Consider the following 20,937-nt stretch of genomic DNA (forward strand, 5'->3'; position numbering starts at 1 on the left):
CGAGCTATTGTGCGCTGGCCGCTTCCGGCTTCATTCGACCCTTGCTCGCAAACTCCTCAAACCCTTCAACAGGCAACGGCCGGCAAAAATAGAAACCCTGGTAGGCATGACAACCTGCGTCAGCCAGGAAGTCGCGTTGCTCTTCCGTCTCCACGCCTTCGGCAATCACCCCCAAGCCAAGGCTCTGCGCCAGCGCCACGATAGTCCGCGCAATGGCCGCGTCGTTTGGATCGATCAGCACGTCGCGCACGAATGACTGATCGATTTTCAACTGATCCAAAGGTAGCCGCTTCAAGTATGAAAGCGATGAATAGCCGATACCGAAATCGTCCAGCGAAAAGACCACGCCGCGCGCCTTGAGCGCGTACATTTTTTCAATGATGTCCTGCACGTTGTCCACCAGCACGCTCTCGGTCAGTTCCAGCTTGAGCCGGTTCGGGTTAGCGCCCGTTCGACGGATCACGTTCAACACCTTGGCCACGAAATCAGGCTCGCGGAACTGCTGCACGCTGACATTGACCGCGATCGTCAGGTGGGACATGTCCGGCCGCATGGCCCACAACGCCAGCTGGGCACACGCGGTTTCCAGCACCCAGTTGCCCAGCGCCACGATCATCCCGGTCTCTTCGGCGAGGTGAATGAAGTCGGCGGGCGACACGATGCCGCGCTCTGGATGCTGCCAACGCACGAGCGCTTCGGCCCCGATAACCCGGTTGCCGTCGAGCACCTGCGCCTGGTAATGCACGAGGAACTGATTACCCTCTATTGCCCTTCGCAAGTCCGCCTCGAGCGCTGCCCGTTCCACCACCACGGTCTGCATGGCCGGATCGAAGAAAGACAGCGCGTTGCGCCCAAGGTCCTTCGACTTGTACATGGCAAGGTCGGCCTGCTTCAGCAGTTCGTCCATGGATGTCTGATAGCCCCTGAACACCGTGGCGCCAATGCTGGCCGTGCTGCGGTAATCGATGTCCTCAAGCTGATACGACTCGCCGAGAACACTCAGGATCATTTCGCCCATGGCTTCGGTCTGGGCCGCCGCTTCCTGCCAGGTTTGGTCAAGGCTTCCGAGCACCACCACGAATTCGTCGCCACCTACCCGCGCCACGGTATCGCCGTCGCGTACGCTGGCGGCCAGACGCTGTGCCACTTGTTGCAGCAGCAGGTCGCCCATGTCGTGACCCAGGGTGTCGTTGAGCGTCTTGAAGTGATCCAGGTCGATGAATAGCAATGCACCGCACGCCCCGCTTCGCGCGCTGACGGTAATGGCCTGCGTCAGGCGGTCAAGCAGCAGGGTGCGGTTGGGCAAACGCGTGAGGGCATCGAAGAAAGCCAGCTCCTTGATGCGTTCCTCCGCGATCTTGCGTTCGGTGATGTCGTGGTGCGTACCCACATAGTGACTGACAACGCCGCCCTCGCCCGTCACCGCCGAGATCGTCAGCCATTTCGGATAGACCTCGCCATTCTTGCGACGCCCCCAGATCTCGCCCTGCCAGCCGCCCATGCGATGGATCGTTTCCCACATCTCGCCGAAAAAAGCTTGGTCGTGATGGTGCGAGCGGAGCATCCGCGGGGTCTGGCCCACGGCTTCCTCAGCGGTGTACCCGGTGCACTCGGTGAACGCGGAGTTGACGCGCAGGATGGTGTTGTTGGCGTCGGTGACCATCATGGCTTCGAGCGAGTCGAAGGCGACCGCCGCAATACGCAATTCGGCCTCGACCTGCTTGCGGTCGGTGATGTCGCGCCCGCTGGTCCGGAAGCCCGTGAAAACGCCCTTGGCGTCGGTGATTGGAACCCAGGAAACAGACAGCCAGACCAGCGAGCCGTCCTTGCGGACGCAGCGGAATTCGAGGTCATCGCCGCGAGAGCCCTTGAGCCCCCTCAGGAACTCAGGGGCGACGCGGGCCATGTCGTCCGGATAGATCAGCGTGCCGGCGAAGTCCTTCATCGCCATGCATTCGTCGACGGTGTAGCCGGTGTATTCCTCGACCGATGGATTGATCCAGCGTGGTTTGCCATCCGGTCCCCACCAGACCTCCCAGTTCACCGTGCAGTCCGCAATAGCGCGGAACTTCTCCTCGCTCTCGCGCAGCTCGCGGGTCATGGTGGAAGCCAGCCGCATCGCGCGGCCGCGGCCGGTCACCATCAACCAGGCGAGCAGCGCCAGCAGCAGGCTCAGGCCCGTGCCGGCGACGGCGATCAGCGCTTCGGCGTTGCGGCCGAAGCGACCCTTGAAATCGTCCAGGGTGGTCATCGAGAGCGTCCAGTCGTGCCCTGCGACGACCAGGTACTCATTGGCTGAAATGAGCGCAGGCCAGTGCTGCTTCCCTGCGTCAGGGGAGCGGTAAAGCAAGGTCGCGACGGACGGATCCACGCCGTCGTAGATAGCCAACGCGAGGCCAGGCAGAGGGTCGCCGTAAAGACTGGCGATGACGTCGTGCATGCGAAACGACGCGTACACCCAGCCGGCAAGATGCGCCCGGCGTTCTGCGACGCTGTCGTGCGGCTGGCCCCGGTCGTAGATCGGCAGGTACATGATGAAAGCGGGTTTCGCGTCCGGCCCATGGTCCACGCGCAGCCGGACTTTCCCGGAGACCGCCACCATGCCGGAATCGCGCGCCTTCTCCATGGCCTGCCGCCGCACAGGGTCGGCCCAGGGATCCACGCCGAGCGGGGCGCGGTTGCTGGCAACGGACGGTTCGCGCTGGATGATCGGCGCGTAGTTTTCACGCAAGCCCTGCGGCTGGATGGTATAGCCGGTAAAACCCAACTGATGCATCGCGGCAATATGCGCGTCCCTGCGCGCAGCCGGTACCCACTCGATGACCCCTATAGTCTGGATGCCGGAAAAGTTGGCGTCGAGATTGAGCGCGCCGACGTAGTCGCGGAAGTTGTCGCGATCCATGTGGCCGGTGGCGGCGAAGAGACCTTGCACACCGCGCAGCATCTGCTCGTAAGTCGACATGCGCTGTTCGACACGGCTGACCACGTCGCCCAGGGAAGAATTGAACTGGGAGAGCAATTCGTTGTGGGAAGCTCGCCGCTCATGATCCCAGACGATCCAGGTGACGCCGAGGGCGGCGGACAAGATCAACAGGGGCAGCAATACCAGGCGAGCCCAGGTCACGGGGGTGCCTGGAAATCGACCATGGATTTCGCCAGATCGGGTTTGAAGTACTTCTCGAAAATATGCAGCACGGTTCCATCCGCGCGCATCTCGTTCACCAGCGCGCGCCACTTGTCCTGCTCGGCCGGCGAGAGCGCCTTCTTCGACATGATCAGGCCATGGGGGATGGCCGGATCGTTGAACTCGATGATGGTCGTGACATCGCGGATCTTCTTTTCATCCAGCGCGGGGTAATCGAACGGCTCCATGATCATGCCCTGGATGCGCCGGTGAATCAGCGCCTCATACAGCGGCTCCAGGCCGCCGGCCTGGCTGACGCGGTTTTCAGCCGCGAGCGTGTCGACCAGGCGGTTGGCCGAGTCGCTGTAGCGGAAGCTGCGGATCACGCCCAGTTGAAACTTGTCGCTGCGCTCGAAATCGGCCAACTGACCCATGCCCGCGTCCTTGCGCACCAGCAAATAGTATTTGTTGCTGAAGTACCAGGCGAAGGAAGCGAAGCGGTTGCGCTCGGCGTTGGCAATGCCGGACAAACTGAAGTCGAGCCCGCCGGATTCGATCAACTGCCAGATGCGCGCACGTGACATAAGGCTGACGCTGATCCGGCAGCCGCTGCGGCGAATCAGTTCGTCGGCGAAATCCTTGTCGATACCTGTGTCGGTATCAGCGGAATAAAGCAGGCCGTGGTCATGCAGCGCAAGCGTAAAGAGACGTGAACAATCAGGACCCGCCGCAACCGCACGGCCGACGCATAACATCACCAGTAGCAAGCCGCCCAGAGTGTGTCGGATCACAGCGTCGCCATGGTGGTGGAAGTAACTAGAAACAGCCCTCTTTTTATTAACGCCGGTCACGAGGGCTTGTTTAGTGATTTTGACACCTCAACAACGGGTTATGCGGGGAGACTTTTTGCAAGATGCCTTTTTGTCAGCCTTTTCTGCCTATCGTTCGGAAAAACGACAGTAAATTGCTTAATCGGGCTATCCCGGCATATGACCGGTTTAGTAAAAAAATGGCAACGCCTGCGAATTAATGTTACCGGACGCTTATTAAAACTGCAACCGAGGGGAATCGTTTGCGAGTCATACCGTAGTGAACTTTTCGTACCCGACCGGCAGCACAAGGCCTTGGCATCAGGCTTAGGCAGGGGAGGCAATATCCAACCCCAGGCTAAGCTGTTCCTGGTGGTCGCTACTTCGCGCAAGTGACAGCTTTGTGTGCACCGTACGCGATAGTAATTTTAATTCCGCGCTCTACCAATCCTCTGTTTAAACAGGTTGACTGGGGCAATATCAAACCATATAGGTAAAACCACTCGGGTAAAGGCACTTCTAGCGGAATGGAATTAAACGTCCACTGATATGTTCTATCTATTGGATGACAGGTGCAAGACAGAGTCCACAAAGGGTGCGCAAAGCGCTATTGCAAGAACAAAGGTTATTGCAATAGCGCAAGACCCGCGATTCGCGTGATTGCGTGGGAGCGAGCGCGCGTTGTACCGGCTTTAGTTGCCGATCTTCAGCAACTCGACTTCGAATGTCAGCGTGCTGTTTGGAGGAATGGGGCCTACGCCGCGGTCACCGTATGCGGTTGCCGGCGGGCACACGAGCTTGGCCTTGCCGCCGACCTTCATCTTCTGAAGACCTTGCGTCCAGCACGGCACCACCTGGCCGAGCGGGAACGATGCCGGCTGCCCGCGCTTGTACGAGGAGTCGAATTCGGTGCCGTTCGCGAGCGTGCCGCGATAGTTGACGGTCACGGTGTCGGCAGCGGTAGGCTGCGCGCCCGTGCCTTCCTTGATCTGCGTCACGGTGACGCCGGAAGGAAGCGTTTCAGTCGCGCCCGTAGCGGCGTAAGCCGATGACGAAGCAATCAAAGCAAAAGTGAGCAGCAGCGATACTTTTTTCATAAAGCGTCCAGAGCGTCCCCAAAGTGGGGTGTTGTGAATAAAGTGCAATATCAGTGAAGCCAAGCCGAATACCTTAGCACGGACAGGTGACGGTATGGCGGAACGTCGCTTCAAGACGGTTCTTACAAGCGATCAGGTCATGGTGCCAAGCGTCTCTCGCACAACACACGCTGCCAGGATCTAGCACCTTTTCAAACCGCAATCAGGGTTGACCCATAGATACTCGATCAATCAGATCCGGCTCCATGCTGCTTTGTCGTTCGTAGTTCGGATATTGCCGATTTTCGATAACGCTCAATTTTTTCGTCCTCCTATTATCGTTTGGACCCGTCGCCCATACAGCGCCTAGCCGCAGTACAGGAACGGCTGCCAACTTCCGGAGAGTTGAATGGAACGAGAATCGAACAACCGGCCTGACGAGCTGATCCAGGTTGGCGGCCAGACGCTGACCGCCAATATTGTGACCATGTCGGTATTCGGCGCGATTGTGATGTACATCATCAGCGTGCTGGCGCTGTTCAAATTGCGTCGCGCCGCTCCGCGAATAGTGCTGTAACGGGTGCGATGCCGCTCAGGCGTTTTCGACCACAAAGGCACAAGGCACTGAGTATTACCCCAGCCGATCGTCACCATAACGAATATCGATTGTTGTTGATCTGGAACATTCCCGTTCCTAAGATGGATTAACCGCACAAAGCGGTGAAGCGGAGACACAGAATATGGATGCGCATACAAAGCCCGAACGGGTAATCAAGACAGTAGAAGATGCGATTCGCCTGGTGGAGGCAAGCGGACTGACGCATATCAAAGTGGGCCTGTCCGATATCGATGGCATTCTGCGCGGAAAATATCTGCGCAAGGATAAATTCCTCGGGGCACTGCGTTCAGGATTCGCCTTCTGCAATGTCGTACTGGGCTGGGACGCAGACGACCAGATGTACGACAACACCAAATACACCGGCTGGCACACCGCGTATCCGGACGCCATGGTGCGCATCGTTCCTGAGACCTGCCGGCGCCTGCCGCTGGAACAGGGCAACGGCGAAGACATGCTTTTCTTCCTCGCAGAATTTGTTGGGGATGCCGAAGCAATTTGCCCTCGTGGTTTGCTGCAACGCGTGTTGAAGCGTGCAAGCGATATGGGATTCGAGGCGTCTGCCGCACTCGAATATGAATTCTTCATGTTCGAGGAAACGCCGCATTCGGTGCGTGAAAAAAATTACCGTGACCTGAAGAACTGGACGCCGGGAAATTTCGGCTATTCGGTGCTGCGCAGTACGGTTGAAGGTGATTTCTACCGGCAATTGCTCGACATGTGCGAGCAGATGGACATGCCTATCGAGGGCCTGCATACCGAAACCGGTCCGGGCGTGCTGGAGGCCGCACTTGCGGTGGACGGCGCCGCCGACATGGCGGACAAGGCCATATTGTTCAAGACCTTCACCAAGGCGCTCGCTCAGAAGAATAATCTGATGGCGACTTTCATGGCGAAATGGTCGCATGACCACCCCGGGCAAAGCGGTCATATCCACTTGTCCTTGCGCGAGGCGAGCACCGGCAAGTCGGCGTTTTACGACGAAAGCCGTCCTTACAACATGAGCGCCAAGCAAGCCAGTTTCATGGCGGGCGTGCAACGCTACCTGCCCGAATTCATGTCGATGTTCGCGCAGACCGTCAATAGCTATTCGCGCTTGGTGCCGGGCTACTGGGCGCCGCTCGATGCAACCTGGGGCGTTGAGAATCGGACCACGGCCTTGCGCCTGATCCCGGGATCGGAAAAATCCCAGCGCGTTGAAGTCCGCATTGGTTCGGCCGACGCGAATCCCTACATTGCATTGGCGGCCGCATTGGGCGCCGGCTTGCATGGCATTGACCAGGGCCTCGATCCGGGGGAGATCGTCCAGGGCAACGCCTATACGCAGGAATTTCCCGCCCACCTGAAATTGCCTTGCACCCTGTGGGAGTCCGCACAGCGGCTGCGCCAGTCCGAAGCGGCGAAGACCTTGTTTGGCGAAGCGTTTGTCGAGCATTTCGCCGCGACCCGCGAATGGGAAGAGCGGCAGTTCCGTCGGCATGTGACCGATTGGGAATTGGCCCGCTATTTCGAAATCATCTGAGTCCAAACATCCAAGCCAATATGATGAAAAAAGAACTGATCACCATTAGCCCGATTGACGGCAGCGAATTCGTGCGCCGCCCTTATGCGAGCGAGTCGCAGATCGAGCAGACGTTACGGCGCGCACAAACTGCGCAGAAGGCGTGGGCCGCGCGACCGCTGTCGGAGCGGCTGGCCCTGGTTGGCCGTGCCGTCGAATACTTTGTCCAGAACAAGCCAGCCATCGCCGAAGCGATCACGCGCCAGATGGGACGCCCGCTGCGCTACACCGGCGGAGAAGTGGACGGCTTTGCCTCACGGGCTCGCCATATGATGGCGATTGCAGAAGATGCATTGAAGCCCATTCAGGTGGAACCGCAAGCCGGCTTTACGCGGTTTATTTCGCGTGAACCGGTTGGCGTGGTGCTCACCATCGCACCGTGGAATTACCCCTTGCTGACGGCCGTCAACAGTATCGTCCCCGCTTTGCTGGCAGGCAATGCGGTGATTCTCAAGCACTCCGATCAAACACCGTTGTGCGCCGAACTCGTTCACCAGGCCTTCGTCCAGGCCGAGTTGCCCGAGGGCGTGTTCCAGTATCTGCATGTGGATCATGAACGTGTGCGTCGATTGATACACGCGAACGAGATCGGTTTTGTCTGTTTCACCGGTTCGGTGGGTGGAGGCCGCATTGTCGAGGAAGCCGCGGCCGGGCGTTTTATCGGGGTTGGGCTGGAATTGGGCGGTAATGATCCGGCCTATGTGCGAAGCGATGCCAATCTCGACTACGCCGTAGAGACGCTGGTCGACGGCGCCTTCTTCAATTCGGGCCAGTCATGCTGCGGTATCCAAAGAATTTATGTGGCCCAGCCTCTGTACAAGGACTTTGTCGAGCGTGCCGTGGCGCTGACGAATCAGTATGTATTGGGCAATCCGCTTGATGCGCAGACCACTCTGGGGCCGGTGGTCCGTACCGCGGCAGCCGATGGAGTGCGTGAGGTAATCGCCGAGGCATTGGCCAAGGGCGCCAAGAACCTGATCGATGAAAGCCGGTTCGAACTGTCACGCGCCGGCACGCCTTATGTGGCGCCGGGCGTGTTCGTGGATGTCGATCACGGCATGACGCTGATGAACGATGAATGCTTTGGACCGGTGGTCGGCATCATGCCGGTGCCCGGAGATGAACAGGCAATCGAACTGATGAACGACAGCCCCTACGGCTTGACGGCGAGTGTATTTACGAGCGACGAAGAAGCCGCGCTGTCGATCGGCCGCCGTATTGAAACCGGCACCTTCTTCATGAACCGCTGCGACTATCTCGACCCAGCCCTCGCCTGGACCGGGGTGAAGAATACCGGCCGAGGTGCGACCTTGTCGGCGATTGGTTATGAGCACCTGACGCGACCCAAATCTTTTCATCTGAAAACCCGTCTCTGAACGGATCTTCAAAGGAATTTCGTATGTCACTTCCCTCCGCAAACTGGAATTATCCGACCGCAGTCAAGGTCGGCGCAGGCCGGATCAGCGAATTGCCGCAATGGTGCAAGAGCTTGGGGCTTCGCCGGCCGCTTCTGATTACCGACCCGGGTCTGGCGGCATTGCCGCTGATAGGCAGCGTGCTGGATCACTGCCGGTCCGCCGACCTCGCGTGCGGCCTGTTTCACGATATCAAGGGCAACCCGACCGGCAAGAATGTCGACGACGGTGTGGCGATCTTCAAGGCCGGTGGTCATGACGGCGTGATCGCCTTCGGCGGCGGCTCGGCCCTCGACGCGGCCAAAGCCGTGGCGCTGATGGTTGGGCAGGATCGTCCGCTGTGGGACTTCGAAGATATCGGCGACAACTATCTGCGTGTCAATGTGGCCGGCATGGCCCCCGTGGTGGCGGTGCCGACCACGGCCGGGACCGGCTCGGAAGTCGGGCGCGCGTCGGTGATCACCGACGACCACGCCCATGTGAAGCGCATCATCTTCCACGCGAAGATGTTGCCCGCGGTCGTGATCCTCGACCCCGAGTTGACCGTGGGCCTGCCGGCAAAGCTGACGGCGGCGACCGGCATGGACGCCCTCTCGCATAACCTCGAAGCCTATTGTTCGCCGTTTTATCATCCGATGGCAACAGGCATTGCGGTCGAGGGTATTCGCCTCATCAAGCAGTTCCTGCCGCGTGCGGTGAAGGACGGTCAGGACCTCGACGCGCGCCTGCAAATGCTGGTGGCATCCAGCATGGGTGCGACCGCGTTTCAGCGCGGCCTGGGCGCAATGCATGCGCTGGCTCATCCTCTGGGCGCGCTGTATGACGCCCACCACGGCATGCTCAACGCCATCCTGATGCCGTATGTGCTCAAGGCCAACGAATCGGCCATCTCGGAGCGGATCGAACTGTTGGCGCGCTACCTTGAACTGGCGCAGCCGTCGTTCACCTCCTTCCTCGACTGGGTCCTGATGATGCGCGACACACTGGGCATTCCGCATACGCTGAGTGAGATCGGCATCGATGCCCATGACGCGGCGAAGGTCGGCGAAATGGCCGTGGCCGACGGATCAGCCGGAACCAACCCGATTCAGTTCAGCGCCCCCGAGTACAGCCGCATTTTCGTGACGGCGGTAGAGGGCTTGTTGTAGCACCCATTGGAATTGATGAGGGGATGGTGTGGCAAGAATCGGGATCGCCGGCTTTTTGCATGAGACGAATACCTTCGCCGCCAGCCGGGCAAGTTTTGCTACGTTCGTCGAGGCGGACGCGTGGCCGGGCTTGCTGGTTGGCGAGGAGATCTTCGGCGCGGTCTCGGGCGTCAATCTGGCCATAGACGGTTTTGTAAAAGCGGCGCGGCCGTCGCATCAACTGGTTCCGCTATTGTGGGCTTCGGCCAACCCGAGCGGTCCGGTGACGCAGGATGCATTCGAAGCGATTGCCTTCATGCTCGACCGCATGATCCGTGATGCGGGTCCGCTGGACGCGCTGTTTCTCGATCTGCACGGCGCAATGGTCAGTGAGCATCTGGAGGACGGTGAGGGAGAGTTGCTCAGGCGCCTGCGGCAACGAGTCGGCAGCACGATGCCGATAGTCGCGGCGCTGGATTTCCACGCCAATATCACGCCGTCCATGATCGAACATGCGAGCGGCCTGCTGGCGTACCGCAGCTATCCGCATGTCGACATGGCGCAGACGGGACAGCGTGCATGTGTGTTGATGGACCGTTTGCTTGCCGGCGCAGCGTTGCACAAGGGCTATCGCCAGTTGCCTTTTCTGATTCCCATGCCTTGGCAAAGCACGTTGACCGAACCGATGCATGGTTTGGTGGCGCTCGGTGAATCGCTGGCGTCGGAACAGGTTTTTGCGGTCGACTTCGTGCCGGGTTTTCCACTTGCCGATATCCACGATAGCGGGCCAAGCGTGATTGCCTATGGCTCCGACCGGACCGCAGTTGAAGCAGCGGTCGAATCTTTGGCTCAGGCCGTTCTCGCCAGGCAGGGAGATTTCGGCGGACGTCTCTATGCACCGGCAGAAGCGGTTGCGCATGCGCTTGAGCGGAGCCGACGACCGGGGAGCGGCACGATCATCCTCGCCGATACTCAGGACAATCCTGGCGGTGGAGGCGGTGGCGATACGACCGATATCCTGCACGAACTGCTGCGGCAAGAAGCGCAGCGGGTGTGCGCCGGCGTGTTGTGCGATGCCCGATTTGTCGAAGCGGCGATCCACGCGGGCATCGGTGCCGTTATCAATGTCCCGCTGGGCGGGATTGGCGGTTTGGGGGCGCGGCCGCTTCAAGGATCCTTTGAGGTGCTTGCGCTGGGGACCGGCCGTTTCACCGGCACGGGGCCGTTCTACCTTGGCTGTCAGATGGATCTTGGCGCTATGGCACGGGTGCGATGCGGCAGCCCGCCCGGCATCGAGATCGTGGTGTCGAGCCGCAAACAGCAAGCTGCCGATCAGGCCATGTTCCGCCATGTCGGCGCCAGTCCCGCCGATTACCGCATCCTGGTTCTAAAGAGTTCGGTGCATTTCCGCGCCGACTTTGCCGCGTTGGCTGACGAGATTCTGGTGGTGGCCGCGCCCGGCATTAATGTCGCGGATCTGCGTCAGTTGCGTTACGAGAAATTGAGGCCCGGCGTCACGCTGCTTTGAATCTAGCCCAACACGATAGAGGGCAGCAGCCACGGCGCATTCGCCTCAATAATCGGCAGAAAACGACTCTTCAGCAACTCCACGCTGTCCTGGGCGAGCTGCTGCGGCAGCAAACCAAGATCGTCCTGACGGGCGACCATGATGAGTTCGCGGAAGAACTCCTCGGCGGGAATCGGGAACAGGCGAAACGCCTGGGAAAATTTCTTGTCGGGTGTCAGTCCCGACTGCAGCAGGCACAACGGCGTGGTGATGGTCCAGCCGGCATTGGCCATCACCAGGGACATGATTGCGAACGTATTGTCGAGTTGCAGGCGCAGTGGTGGTTGAATCCCCCATTTCTCCAACTGGGTTTCAATACTGCGGCCAATGACGGTTGTATTGCTGTAGCGAATGAAATCGCCTCTGACCAGGAGGTTGCGCAGCGAGGGAACGGGTCCTTTGAAGTCCCCGGGCAGAACCAGCACAAAGGGTTCACGCAAGATGCGCTGGCGGTATAGCAAGGGGTTCTTTAACACGACGTCATCGGAGATGATGATGTCTACCCGCCTGGACAGCAATGCTTCGGCATGCTGATGTGATTGACCGGTCACCATTGACCAGTTGGCGGTGCGCTGCCGTATTGCTGTCAGCAAGTCGGCGCCAATGCTGGTGGCCATGGAATCGACCAGCGCAATGCGAATATGTTTGAGCGGTTCGCCGTGAGGTTTGCAGAACTCCTGGCTCAAATGCCTGGCGTCATCCAGCAGCGTACAGGCCCGGTTGTAGAACTGGCGCCCCACGGGAGTCAGCATGGGGGGCCGCTGCGAGCGATCCAGCAATTGCAGCTTGAGTGCTTGTTCCAGGTTCGACAGCGTTTGGGAGACTGAGGATTGCGTGATGTTGAGTCGTTGACCGGCCGCTGTCATGCCGCCGGATTCGACGACGAGCACGAAGACTTCAAGCGCCTTCAGATCGAAATAAATGCCATTTTGCATAAGACCAGCTGAGTAGCCACGGCGGAAATTGGCTGGGGAGCGGATTAATTTTTTCACATCTCGGCGTAGTGTAACCGCTGTCAGCAGTGGTGTAAAAAGCGACGATAAACCGGATAAATGCGCATATGACTGTGTTGTCTGCTGCCTCAGTTCCTAACGCGGCTTATGGACCGTCTATTTCGGGCGCCGTGCCGCCGCACCTCCCAAACGGCCTTTGCGTGAATACACGAGTCGCGAGCGATGCCGACGAGCAGGCGAGAAACCTCTCGGGCTGGCGGCAAACTTACGATCAGCTGACACCCGGTGTTTTTTCCGGCAGCGTGAGTGAGTTATGCCTGGAGCATATGACGGTATTTTGTGAAACGACCAGTCAGGTGTTGCGCCAAAGCTGCGAGGTTGGTTCGGATTCCTACTTGTTTGGCATTCCATTGAAAAATGACGGCCCGGGATTGATCGACGGCCATTTGATTGCCGATGATGCGCTGGCAGTCATGCGCGGCCGGGACGAATTCGAGCTGGTGACGGCGAGCGGATATCGGATCCTGGGCGTGGTGATTGAAGATGCCGAATTGCGCACCTATGCCCGCGAGGTCGAGCGGATCGATTTCTCCGACGAGGTGCTGAGCCGGCAGATCCTGAATGTCGGCGCATCGCGCAAGGCCAGCTTGTGTGATGGGTTGTCGATGCTTTTGCTTACCGCACAGGCAGGTCCCCAACCGCTTTCGGCCGTTGCAGGCAGCAACGTACAGTCGTGTGTCCTGGCCATGTTGTTCGATCTGGGCGTTTCGTTGCGAGCCGATGATCTGCCTGAAAACCGGTCAAAGTCGGATCGCTATTGGATCGTCATGCAGGTGCGTGACTATATCCTCGCCCATCGTGATCGCCCGGTTGCAGTGCCTGAGTTGTGCCGCCAGTTTCATGTGAGCCGGCGCACCCTGCAATACTGTTTCGAAGAGACCTTGGGCATGACACCCATGTCGTATCTGCGGGCAATCCGGCTCAATGGCGCGCGGCGCGATTTGAGTTCGGCACGACAGGCCAAGCTGCCGAGAACCGTGCAAAGCGTTGCCGCCGATTGGGGGTTCTGGCATTTGAGCCAGTTTGCGACAGACTATCGCAAGCTATTCGGCAAGCGGCCTTCGGAGTCCTTGCGTTTGGCGTTCCAGTAACGCACATACCCGACCCGGCATGCAGGCGCGATGCCGGATCGCCCTGGATCACGCTCCGGCGCGCAAGGTCTTCGCCGCGGCAACCATGTTCTTGAGCGCGGGGATCACTTCATCCCACTGACGCGTCTTCAAACCGCAATCCGGATTGACCCACAACCGCTCCGCCGGAATACGCTCAGCCGCCTTGCGCATCAACTGAACAATGTGCTCCTGGCTCGGGATATTCGGCGAGTGGATGTCATACACGCCCGGTCCGATCTCGTTCGGGTAATTGAAGTTATCGAAGGCATCCAGCAACTCCATGTCCGAACGCGATGTCTCGATCGTGATCACGTCGGCATCCATGTCGGCGATCGACGCAATGATGTCGTTGAACTCCGAATAGCACATATGCGTGTGAATCTGCGTTTCGTCCTGCACACCATTCGCCGTGATGCGGAACGATTCAATAGCCCACTGCAGGTATTCGTTCCAGTGCGACTTGCGCAACGGCAAACCTTCGCGCAGTGCTGCCTCGTCGATCTGAATCACACGCACGCCGGCTTTTTCCAGGTCCAGCACCTCTTCGCGGATAGCCAGCGCCAACTGATGGCACGACACCGAACGTGGCTGGTCGTCGCGGACGAAAGACCAGTTCAGGATCGTGACCGGGCCCGTCAGCATGCCCTTCATGGGCTTCGCGGTCTGCGATTGTGCGTACTTGATCCACTCCACGGTCATCGCCTTCGGGCGGCTGATGTCGCCGAACAGGATAGGCGGCTTCACGCAGCGCGAACCGTAGGACTGCACCCAGCCAAACTGGCTGAACGCGTAGCCGTCGAGCTGCTCGCCGAAGTACTCGACCATGTCGTTGCGCTCGGCTTCGCCGTGCACCAGTACGTCAAGGCCGAGCGCCTCCTGTTCACGCACGCTGCGCGTGATCTCGCTATGCATGGCGGCCTTGTAGCCGGCGTCGTCCAGTTCGCCGCTCTTGAGCTGGCTGCGAGCCTGGCGAATCCCGGCGGTCTGCGGGAACGAGCCAATAGTCGTTGTCGGGTACGCCGGCAGCTTCAACAGGGCCGACTGCTTCGTGGCGCGTTGCGGGTAAGCGCTCAAGCGACGGCCGAGTGCCGCATCGATTTTCGCAACCGCTGCCTTGACGGCCGGGTTGTGCACGCGCGGCGACGAACGGCGGCTCTGAATCGCGGCGCCATTGTCAGCAAGCGCGGCTTGCACCGACTGGCGTCCGCCGTTTAGCGCGTGGGCCAGGACCTTCAGTTCGTCGAGCTTCTGCAATGCGAAAGCGAGCCAGGACTGGATTCCGTGATCGAGCTTGTACTCGCTCGCCAGATCGACCGGCACATGCAACAACGAGCACGACGGCGCGATCCACAAGCGGTCCCCTAATCTCTGATGAATGGGTTCCAGCCAGTCTAGCACGGCGCTCAGGTCGCTTTTCCAGATGTTCCGGCCATTGATCACGCCAAGCGACAGCACCTTGTCCGCCGGCAACTGCGCGAGCACTTGCTCGACTTCGGCACGCGCGTTGATCGCGTCGATATGCAGCCCTTGGACCGGCAGCTTGCACGCGATGGCCAGGTTGTCCTGCAACTGTCCAAAGTAGGTGGTCAGCAGCAGCTTGGCCTTCGAACCCTTCAACGCGTCGTATGCCGTCACGAACGCTTGCTGCCATGTGGCGTCGAGCTCCGTGACCAGGGCCGGCTCGTCGATCTGCACCCACTCGACACCTTGCGCCGCCAGTTGTTCGAGCAGTGCTGCATAGACCGGCAGCAGGCGCGGCAGCAATGCGAGCTTGTCGGAGTCGCCCTTGGCCTTGCCGAGCCACAGATACGTCACCGGGCCAATGATGACCGGCCTGGCCTTCACGCCGAGCTTGCGAGCCTGCGCCAGTTGATCCAGCAGGCGCGACGCATCGAGTGCGAACTCAGTCGAGGCACTGAATTCCGGCACGATGTAGTGATAGTTCGTATCGAACCACTTGGTCATCTCGCCAGCCTGCACGCCGCAGCTGCAAGCCGAATCATGCGCGGAGCGGCCACGCGCGACGCGAAAGTAATTGTCCAGCGCGTCGCCATCGAAACCGCGGACGCGTTCCGGGATGTTACCCAGCATGAAGCTCGTGTCGAGCACCTGGTCGTAGAACGAGAAATCGCCGACAGGCACATGGTCGAGCCCGGCCTGGTTTTCCCAATGCCGCTCGCGCAGTTGTGCGCCCAAGCCGGTCAGTTCGTCGCGCGACGACTGGCCTTTCCAATAACTTTCCTGTGCGAATTTCAGTTCGCGTTTTGCGCCGATACGGGGGAAACCCAAATTGTGCGTCGTGACCATCGATGTGCCGCTCCTGAAGTGAACGGCTCGATAATAGGTTGCGTGGTTTATGAAATATAATGGTCTTTTCTCATTGATCGATTAGTTTCTTTCATGGACGCCACATGCTCGAACGAACCCATCTGGCCATAATTCGGGAAGTCGACCGTCACGGTTCACTGACTGCGGCAGCGAACGTGCTGTGCCTGACGCAGTCGGCGCTTAGCCATACCGTCAAGAAGATGGAACTGCAGCTCGGGACCGCCGTGTGGAGCCGCGACGGGCGCAGCCTTCGCCTGACCCAGGCGGGGCAGTATTTGCTGGCGCTCGCCAACCGCGTGCTGCCGCAAATGGAACATGCGGAAGAACGCATGAGGCAATTCGCGCTGGGGCAGCGTGGCACGCTGCGTATTGGCATGGAATGCCACCCTTGTTATCAATGGCTGCTCAAGGTGGTGTCGCCCTACCTCGCCCGCTGGCCCGACGTGGATGTCGACGTCAAACAAAAATTCCAGTTTGGCGGCATTGGCGCGTTGTTCGGCTATGACATCGATATATTGGTTACGCCGGATCCGTTGAGAAAACCCGGCCTGCGCTTCGAGCCGGTGTTCGACTACGAGCAGGTGCTGGTGGTGGGCCGGCAGCATCGGCTGGCGCACAAACCCTTTATCCTGCCCGTTGAACTGGCCGATGAGGTCCTGATCACGTATCCGGTCGAGATTGACCGGCTGGACATCTACAACCAGTTCCTCATGCCGGCGAACGTCATGCCGAAGCGGCACAAGGTCATAGAAACCACCGACATCATGTTGCAGATGGTCGCAAGCGGACGGGGCGTTGCCGCGCTGCCGCGCTGGCTCGTTGAAGAGTACGCGGATAAGGTCGCGGTGAGTGCAGTTCGGCTGGGCAAACAAGGCATTGCCAAGCAGATTTTCCTGGGCGTGCGCGAAACGGATACATCTATCGATTATCTGAGCGCCTTTGTTGAACTCGCACGCGGGTCGGACTGGAATACGACGATGGAAACAGAGCAAGCGTAGTGAGTTGGGGTGTCTCGGAGGCTCATGCGTGATATGACTTGGCGGCACAACACCGCTACGCGGGGCAAGGTCAGGAACTCAGTGAGCCAGCGGGAAAGTCAGGATGAATCGTGTTCCTTGCGGGTCGCTTTCTGCGTGTGCCCTGCCGCCATGCAGCTCCATGATCGTCCGCACTATCGCCAGTCCCAGCCCGGTCGATCCGCTCGTTGACGCACCGTTGGTCCTCGACGGATCAGCACGATAAAACCGGTCGAAAACGCGCTCGAGCAGGTTTGCGTCCAGTGGAACGCCTTCATTCGCCACTTCAACGCACACCGCGCCGTCGCGTTCGGCAACGGACAATATGATCTCGGCGTTACGCGGCGTGAAGCGCACCGCGTTCGCCAGCAGATTGCTGACCGCACGCCGGAAAAGTTCAATATCCGCCTTCAATCTCGCGTGCCCCGTCACGCGGATTCGAATACCGGCGTCCTCTGCTATCCCCTCGAAATAATCCGCTATCTTCAAGAGCTCTTCGTCGACATCAAACTCGAGCAAGTGCCGGGAAAAATTCGGATGCTCGGCGCGGGCGAGAAAGAGGACATTTTCGATCATTCTCGAAAGGCGGTCGCACTCTTCAAGATTCGATGCCAGCAGCGCCTGGTATTCCTCACTGGAACGGGGTCGCGCAAGCGCAACCTCGGTTGAGCCGCGCAAGTTGGCCAAGGGCGTGCGCATGTCATGGGCCAGGTCTGCCGTAAATCGCGAGAGCCGGTTGAAGCCATGCTCAAAGCCGGAAAACATGCCGTTGAGCGAGGCAATCAGCGTTTCGAGTTCTCGCGGCACCTTGCGCACCGTGATGCGGGCGCTGAGATTTTCAGTCGTAAAGTCGGTGGCGCTGCGCGAGATCTCACGCAGGGGCCTGAGGGACTGGCGAACAAGCAGGTAACTCATCAAAAACGCCAGCAATGCGCCTGCGCCGCTTGCGAGGAAAAGTCGATCGCGATACCTCTTTAACAGCAGCCATCGGTCGGCCACGTCGCGCATCACGACTATCTTCACGGTCGAACCATCAGTGAGTCGCGCCCCGGTGGCAACTTGCCGGAATGGCGTGCCGTCGCTTGCGGTCAAGGCCGTGATCGACGCCGCTGTAATCTGCTCCGTGGGATCCAGCTGGACCGCCGGCCACGCAATGCCGAGAGCCGCCTTGGACAAGTTATGTTGCATGAGAACCTGGCCGGACGAATCGATCATTTCCGCCGATAAAGCCCCGTTGCCCAGCACCTGGGTTTCCAACCGCTCCCGATGCTCCGTCAGGTCACGCGCGTTGGCCAGCTCCTCCGTCAGGCGGCGCATGTGCCGCGCCGCCAGCACAATGTCCTGATCGTCCTGCGTACTGACCTCGTGCGCCAGCACCGTATAAACGTAGCTTCCGACCAGGGCGAATACCGCCAGCGTGGTTCCGGCAAAGGCCAGTGCCAATGTCGCCGTCAACGACCGCGAACGCGAACGCATCAGTCGTCCTCTTTGGTATCTATGACGTAGCCCACGCCACGTACTGTCTTGATGAGTTTGACTTCGAAGTCATCGTCTATTTTTGCTCGCAGCCGGCGAATGGCGACCTCGACCACATTGGTGTCGCTGTCGAAATTCATGTCCCAGACATAGGATGCAATCTGGGTGCGGCTCATCACCTCGCCCTGCTTGCGCGCAAGCAGTTGCAGCAGCGCGAACTCGCGAGGAGTCAACTCTATCCGCTTGCCTGCACGGCGGACCTTGCGGCGCGTTACGTCGATTTCCAGATCCGCAACCGTCAGCGAATCGTGCTCCCGTGGCGGTCCTCTGCGCGCCAGTGTGCGGACCCGCGCGAGCAGTTCGACAAACGCAAACGGCTTGACCAGATAGTCATCCGCGCCCAGTTCGAGTCCATGCACGCGGTCGCTTACGTCGTCACGAGCGGTAAGGAACAGGACGGGGGTCGCTTTCAGGGTTCGAAGATTCTTCAGGACACTCCAGCCGTCCATGGTCGGCAGCATCACGTCCAGCACGATGACGTCATACGTATCCTCTCTTGCCAGGATCAGGCCTTCCGCGCCGTCGGCCGCCACATCGACAAGAAAGCCGGCCTCTTCCAAACCTTTCTTGATGTAGGCGAGCGCCTTTTGCTCATCCTCAATGACCAGAACCCTCATGTTGACGCCTCGCTGCAACGTTTTATTTACCCGAAAGAATAGTACGCCACCCCATTTTATTTCGATCCACCGTTAAAACTCCGCGATGTTTCAGTGAACGCGCATGAAAGCGTGTTTCATTGGTCGCTGTCAAACAATGGAGCGGGCGGTGAATCCGATCCGAGTGAAACCAGACCCCATGTTGCAACAACCAACATGACTGGATCCCCATTATTTGATTACAAAATTGATAGGTGACCATGTTGTCGCCGGTCTGCTCCATTGAGCTGCGCCACACGGTACGGGACGAAATCAGTCCTGTGCGCGTCAATGGAGATGACGGCGACGGCACAGGCCCTGAGCCACACCACTTAGTGATGGGAATAGGTGTTGCAGAAGCTGGCCGGACCGGCGCAGGTCGGGCCCATGGCCGTGTGCATCGAGACGCCTGACGACGAAGTGCCGTTCTCCGCCACGCCGCCGTAGGCTTGCGTCGCCTGTTGCTGGCCGTTCTGAGCCGCAACCTTCGCTTCGGCAGCCTGGATATCGTCCGGGTAGTTGATGTCGTTACGCGCCGGGTTGTAGCCCGCCTGTTCAAGACGCACGAGATCTGCACGGACTTCAGCGCGCGTCACGGGAGCATTCGATTGTGCGAGGCTGAGGACCGGAGCGGTCAACGAAGCAGCGGCGAGAGCGAGACAAACAAGAGCTTTTTTCATGATGGCTATTCCTTCAATGAGTATGATTGATCAACGGGCAACCTTGCCCTGAAACAGATGAAGCTGTAGCTGCCGGAATGCGATGACAAGCCTGGAAAGTGCGGCCGATCGACTCGTCCTTGTTTCGGCATCCTTACTTGATTGAATCCAAATTTCTGTGTCCATGCAGTGCAAACACATCGGTATTGCTGCTATTCCGGGATCGACCTTCCTGGCTGGCCACAGGTGCAATTCCGGTGGCTTGCAAACAGTATTGGCCTGCAAGCTTTGCGTAACACTGACATCGGCATTACCAAATTGTTATCTTGGTGTGGAAAGGCTTGGGGAAAGCGGATGCGGGGCGATTCCCCGCTCGATACATCGCGAAGGGGACGCAAGAGGAGGGGGGGCGCATCGTGAGACAGGTGCGCTTTCCGGGCCTTTTTGTACTATAAATCCCCCAAGGCAGGTTTCTCCGGTACTGGGCGCGTTGCTGGCGCGCCTGTGCGCGCGATCGCGCTTCGGGCGCATTCCCCACGCCGGTCGGTGTACACACTTTGATTCCCACGCCGCGAGCCAAGGGGGACAAAATGGTAGCAAACGACGGTACGCGGGCGGTCGATCCCTCGCAATATATCGCTCAACATCTGCAGCACTTCACCGGGTCCGGACCGTCCGCTTTTGCTGCCGGAGATTATGCGCGAACCTTCGTGTGGAGTACCAACGGGCTCGTTGTGGCGGTCGTACTGCTTGTCGTCGTCACGGGCCTTGCGGCGCTCACGGACCGGGGGTCTCTGTTCAGGCTCAACCCGGTCATGGGCTTCGGCAAGCGCCTGTACGTATGGTGGTCCTGCGCCTGGCGCCAATGGTTCGCGAGTACGCTGTTTTTCTTCACCGGCGTAATCGCGTTCCACTCCCTGGTTGCAAAGGCAACCCTGCCGCTCATGGGATTCACAACGCATCTGATCACGTCTGGCGCAACGAGGACATCGCCCGCATGGCCGTTTGCGCTCATGGAGATACCAGTCGTTCTGGCCATCCTGATCTACCTTCTGCTGAGCCTGCCGCTTGCGGGATACATGGTACGAAGCGGACTCGTTGCGCACGCCATTTCCGAGACTGAACGCTTCGGTCTCTGGCGAGCAACGTTGCTAGGCGTGACCACCTATGCGTGGTCCATCCCGGGCGGTCTGCTGATCGCCGAACTGGCCATTTGGTTTCCCCATCATGTCGCCGAGATGCTTCGCGGGCTATGCCTCGTGGCTTGGGGCATGTACATCGTATTACCGCGCCAGCTGCGCAGGATGACGCGGCTCGACCAGCCCGGCTAGCACATTGCGGTC

At 59.4% G+C, this 20,937-nt stretch carries 15 protein-coding genes and 1 pseudogene; 8 read left to right on the forward strand and 8 right to left on the reverse strand.

The window, feature by feature from the left end; all coding sequences use genetic code 11:
* Nucleotides 1–4: 4 nt before the first annotated feature.
* From AWB69_RS11750 to AWB69_RS11760, 3 genes are all read right to left on the reverse strand, one after another.
* A complete protein-coding gene (locus AWB69_RS11750) occupies nt 5–3,124 on the reverse strand; it encodes a bifunctional diguanylate cyclase/phosphodiesterase (protein ID WP_062085072.1) in 3,120 nt (1,039 codons plus the stop codon).
* Entirely contained in the window at nt 3,121–3,915 is a 795-nt protein-coding gene (locus AWB69_RS11755; RefSeq protein WP_062085073.1) for a substrate-binding periplasmic protein, read from the reverse strand. Before AWB69_RS11755 ends, AWB69_RS11750 begins: the two co-directional genes overlap by 4 nt.
* Nucleotides 3,916–4,625: 710 nt before the next feature.
* On the reverse strand, nt 4,626–5,030 hold the full coding sequence (locus AWB69_RS11760; protein WP_062085074.1) for an FKBP-type peptidyl-prolyl cis-trans isomerase: 405 nt from the start codon (nt 5,028–5,030) through the stop codon (nt 4,626–4,628).
* Nucleotides 5,031–5,445: 415 nt separating this feature from the next.
* Between AWB69_RS11760 and AWB69_RS47610 the strand changes: the two are divergent.
* The 5 genes and pseudogenes from AWB69_RS47610 to AWB69_RS11780 all read left to right on the forward strand — a co-directional run.
* Nucleotides 5,446–5,577, forward strand: a pseudogene (locus AWB69_RS47610) (ethanolamine permease); the annotation flags it as partial.
* A gap of 172 nt (nt 5,578–5,749) precedes the next feature.
* Nucleotides 5,750–7,147, forward strand: coding sequence for a glutamine synthetase family protein (locus tag AWB69_RS11765; RefSeq protein WP_062085075.1), 1,398 nt, complete (start codon nt 5,750–5,752; stop codon nt 7,145–7,147).
* A 23-nt stretch (nt 7,148–7,170) separates the two neighbouring features.
* Nucleotides 7,171–8,562 carry an aldehyde dehydrogenase family protein gene (locus tag AWB69_RS11770; RefSeq protein WP_062085105.1) on the forward strand — a complete coding sequence of 464 codons (1,392 nt, stop codon included), beginning with the start codon at nt 7,171–7,173 and terminating at the stop codon, nt 8,560–8,562.
* 23 nt (nt 8,563–8,585) lie between these two features.
* Entirely contained in the window at nt 8,586–9,749 is a 1,164-nt protein-coding gene (locus tag AWB69_RS11775) for an iron-containing alcohol dehydrogenase (protein ID WP_062085076.1), read from the forward strand.
* 28 nt (nt 9,750–9,777) lie between these two features.
* Entirely contained in the window at nt 9,778–11,256 is a 1,479-nt protein-coding gene (locus AWB69_RS11780; RefSeq protein WP_062085077.1) for a M81 family metallopeptidase, read from the forward strand.
* Nucleotides 11,257–11,258: 2 nt separating this feature from the next.
* On the opposite strand, the gene AWB69_RS11785 is transcribed toward AWB69_RS11780, so the two are convergent.
* On the reverse strand, nt 11,259–12,287 hold the full coding sequence (locus AWB69_RS11785; protein WP_156528817.1) for a LysR family transcriptional regulator: 1,029 nt from the start codon (nt 12,285–12,287) through the stop codon (nt 11,259–11,261).
* Nucleotides 12,288–12,448: 161 nt separating this feature from the next.
* On the opposite strand from AWB69_RS11785, the gene AWB69_RS11790 reads away from it, so the two are divergent.
* Nucleotides 12,449–13,399 carry a helix-turn-helix domain-containing protein gene (locus tag AWB69_RS11790; protein WP_231937070.1) on the forward strand — a complete coding sequence of 317 codons (951 nt, stop codon included), beginning with the start codon at nt 12,449–12,451 and terminating at the stop codon, nt 13,397–13,399.
* 48 nt (nt 13,400–13,447) lie between these two features.
* Here AWB69_RS11790 and metE read toward each other — a convergent pair whose 3' ends face one another.
* Entirely contained in the window at nt 13,448–15,727 is a 2,280-nt protein-coding gene (metE, locus tag AWB69_RS11795) for a 5-methyltetrahydropteroyltriglutamate--homocysteine S-methyltransferase (protein WP_062085080.1), read from the reverse strand.
* Between the two features lie 104 nt (nt 15,728–15,831).
* Between metE and AWB69_RS11800 the strand changes: the two genes are divergently transcribed.
* Nucleotides 15,832–16,746 (forward strand): LysR family transcriptional regulator, encoded by a 915-nt coding sequence (locus tag AWB69_RS11800; RefSeq protein ID WP_062085081.1) that lies wholly within the window; start codon nt 15,832–15,834, stop codon nt 16,744–16,746.
* A 78-nt stretch (nt 16,747–16,824) separates the two neighbouring features.
* Here the strand turns inward: AWB69_RS11800 and AWB69_RS11805 are convergent, their stop codons facing one another.
* The 3 genes from AWB69_RS11805 to AWB69_RS11815 all read right to left on the reverse strand — a co-directional run bounded on the left by AWB69_RS11805 (nt 16,825) and on the right by AWB69_RS11815 (nt 19,615).
* The gene (locus tag AWB69_RS11805) at nt 16,825–18,240 is read right to left on the reverse strand and encodes a heavy metal sensor histidine kinase (protein ID WP_062085082.1); all 1,416 of its coding nucleotides are present in this window, start codon (nt 18,238–18,240) and stop codon (nt 16,825–16,827) included.
* Nucleotides 18,240–18,917: a heavy metal response regulator transcription factor gene (locus AWB69_RS11810; RefSeq protein WP_062085083.1), complete on the reverse strand. Its 678-nt coding sequence runs from the start codon at nt 18,915–18,917 to the stop codon at nt 18,240–18,242. The genes AWB69_RS11805 and AWB69_RS11810 overlap by 1 nt, the downstream gene beginning before the upstream one ends.
* A 350-nt stretch (nt 18,918–19,267) precedes the next feature.
* Nucleotides 19,268–19,615, reverse strand: a complete 348-nt coding sequence (locus AWB69_RS11815; RefSeq protein WP_062085084.1) for a DUF4148 domain-containing protein — start codon at nt 19,613–19,615, stop codon at nt 19,268–19,270.
* Between the two features lie 569 nt (nt 19,616–20,184).
* On the opposite strand from AWB69_RS11815, the gene AWB69_RS11820 reads away from it, so the two are divergent.
* The gene (locus AWB69_RS11820; RefSeq protein WP_062085085.1) at nt 20,185–20,925 is read left to right on the forward strand and encodes a hypothetical protein; all 741 of its coding nucleotides are present in this window, start codon (nt 20,185–20,187) and stop codon (nt 20,923–20,925) included.
* The last annotated feature ends 12 nt before the right edge of the window (nt 20,926–20,937 follow it).

Source organism: Caballeronia udeis, from assembly GCF_001544555.2.
GTDB classification, from domain to species: domain Bacteria; phylum Pseudomonadota; class Gammaproteobacteria; order Burkholderiales; family Burkholderiaceae; genus Caballeronia; species Caballeronia udeis.

Excerpts from the sequence above, each read along its gene's own strand:
- AWB69_RS11800 (WP_062085081.1), top strand. The coding sequence starts at position 15,832 with ATGCTCGAACGAACCCATCTGGCCATAATTCGGGAAGTCGACCGTCAC.
- metE (WP_062085080.1), bottom strand. The coding sequence starts at position 15,727 with ATGGTCACGACGCACAATTTGGGTTTCCCCCGTATCGGCGCAAAACGC.
- AWB69_RS11810 (WP_062085083.1), bottom strand. The coding sequence starts at position 18,917 with ATGAGGGTTCTGGTCATTGAGGATGAGCAAAAGGCGCTCGCCTACATC.
- AWB69_RS11775 (WP_062085076.1), top strand. The coding sequence starts at position 8,586 with ATGTCACTTCCCTCCGCAAACTGGAATTATCCGACCGCAGTCAAGGTC.
- AWB69_RS11805 (WP_062085082.1), bottom strand. The coding sequence starts at position 18,240 with ATGCGTTCGCGTTCGCGGTCGTTGACGGCGACATTGGCACTGGCCTTT.
- AWB69_RS11770 (WP_062085105.1), top strand. The coding sequence starts at position 7,171 with ATGAAAAAAGAACTGATCACCATTAGCCCGATTGACGGCAGCGAATTC.
- AWB69_RS11815 (WP_062085084.1), bottom strand. The coding sequence starts at position 19,615 with ATGAAAAAAGCTCTTGTTTGTCTCGCTCTCGCCGCTGCTTCGTTGACC.
- AWB69_RS11760 (WP_062085074.1), bottom strand. The coding sequence starts at position 5,030 with ATGAAAAAAGTATCGCTGCTGCTCACTTTTGCTTTGATTGCTTCGTCA.
- AWB69_RS11765 (WP_062085075.1), top strand. The coding sequence starts at position 5,750 with ATGGATGCGCATACAAAGCCCGAACGGGTAATCAAGACAGTAGAAGAT.
- AWB69_RS11820 (WP_062085085.1), top strand. The coding sequence starts at position 20,185 with ATGGTAGCAAACGACGGTACGCGGGCGGTCGATCCCTCGCAATATATC.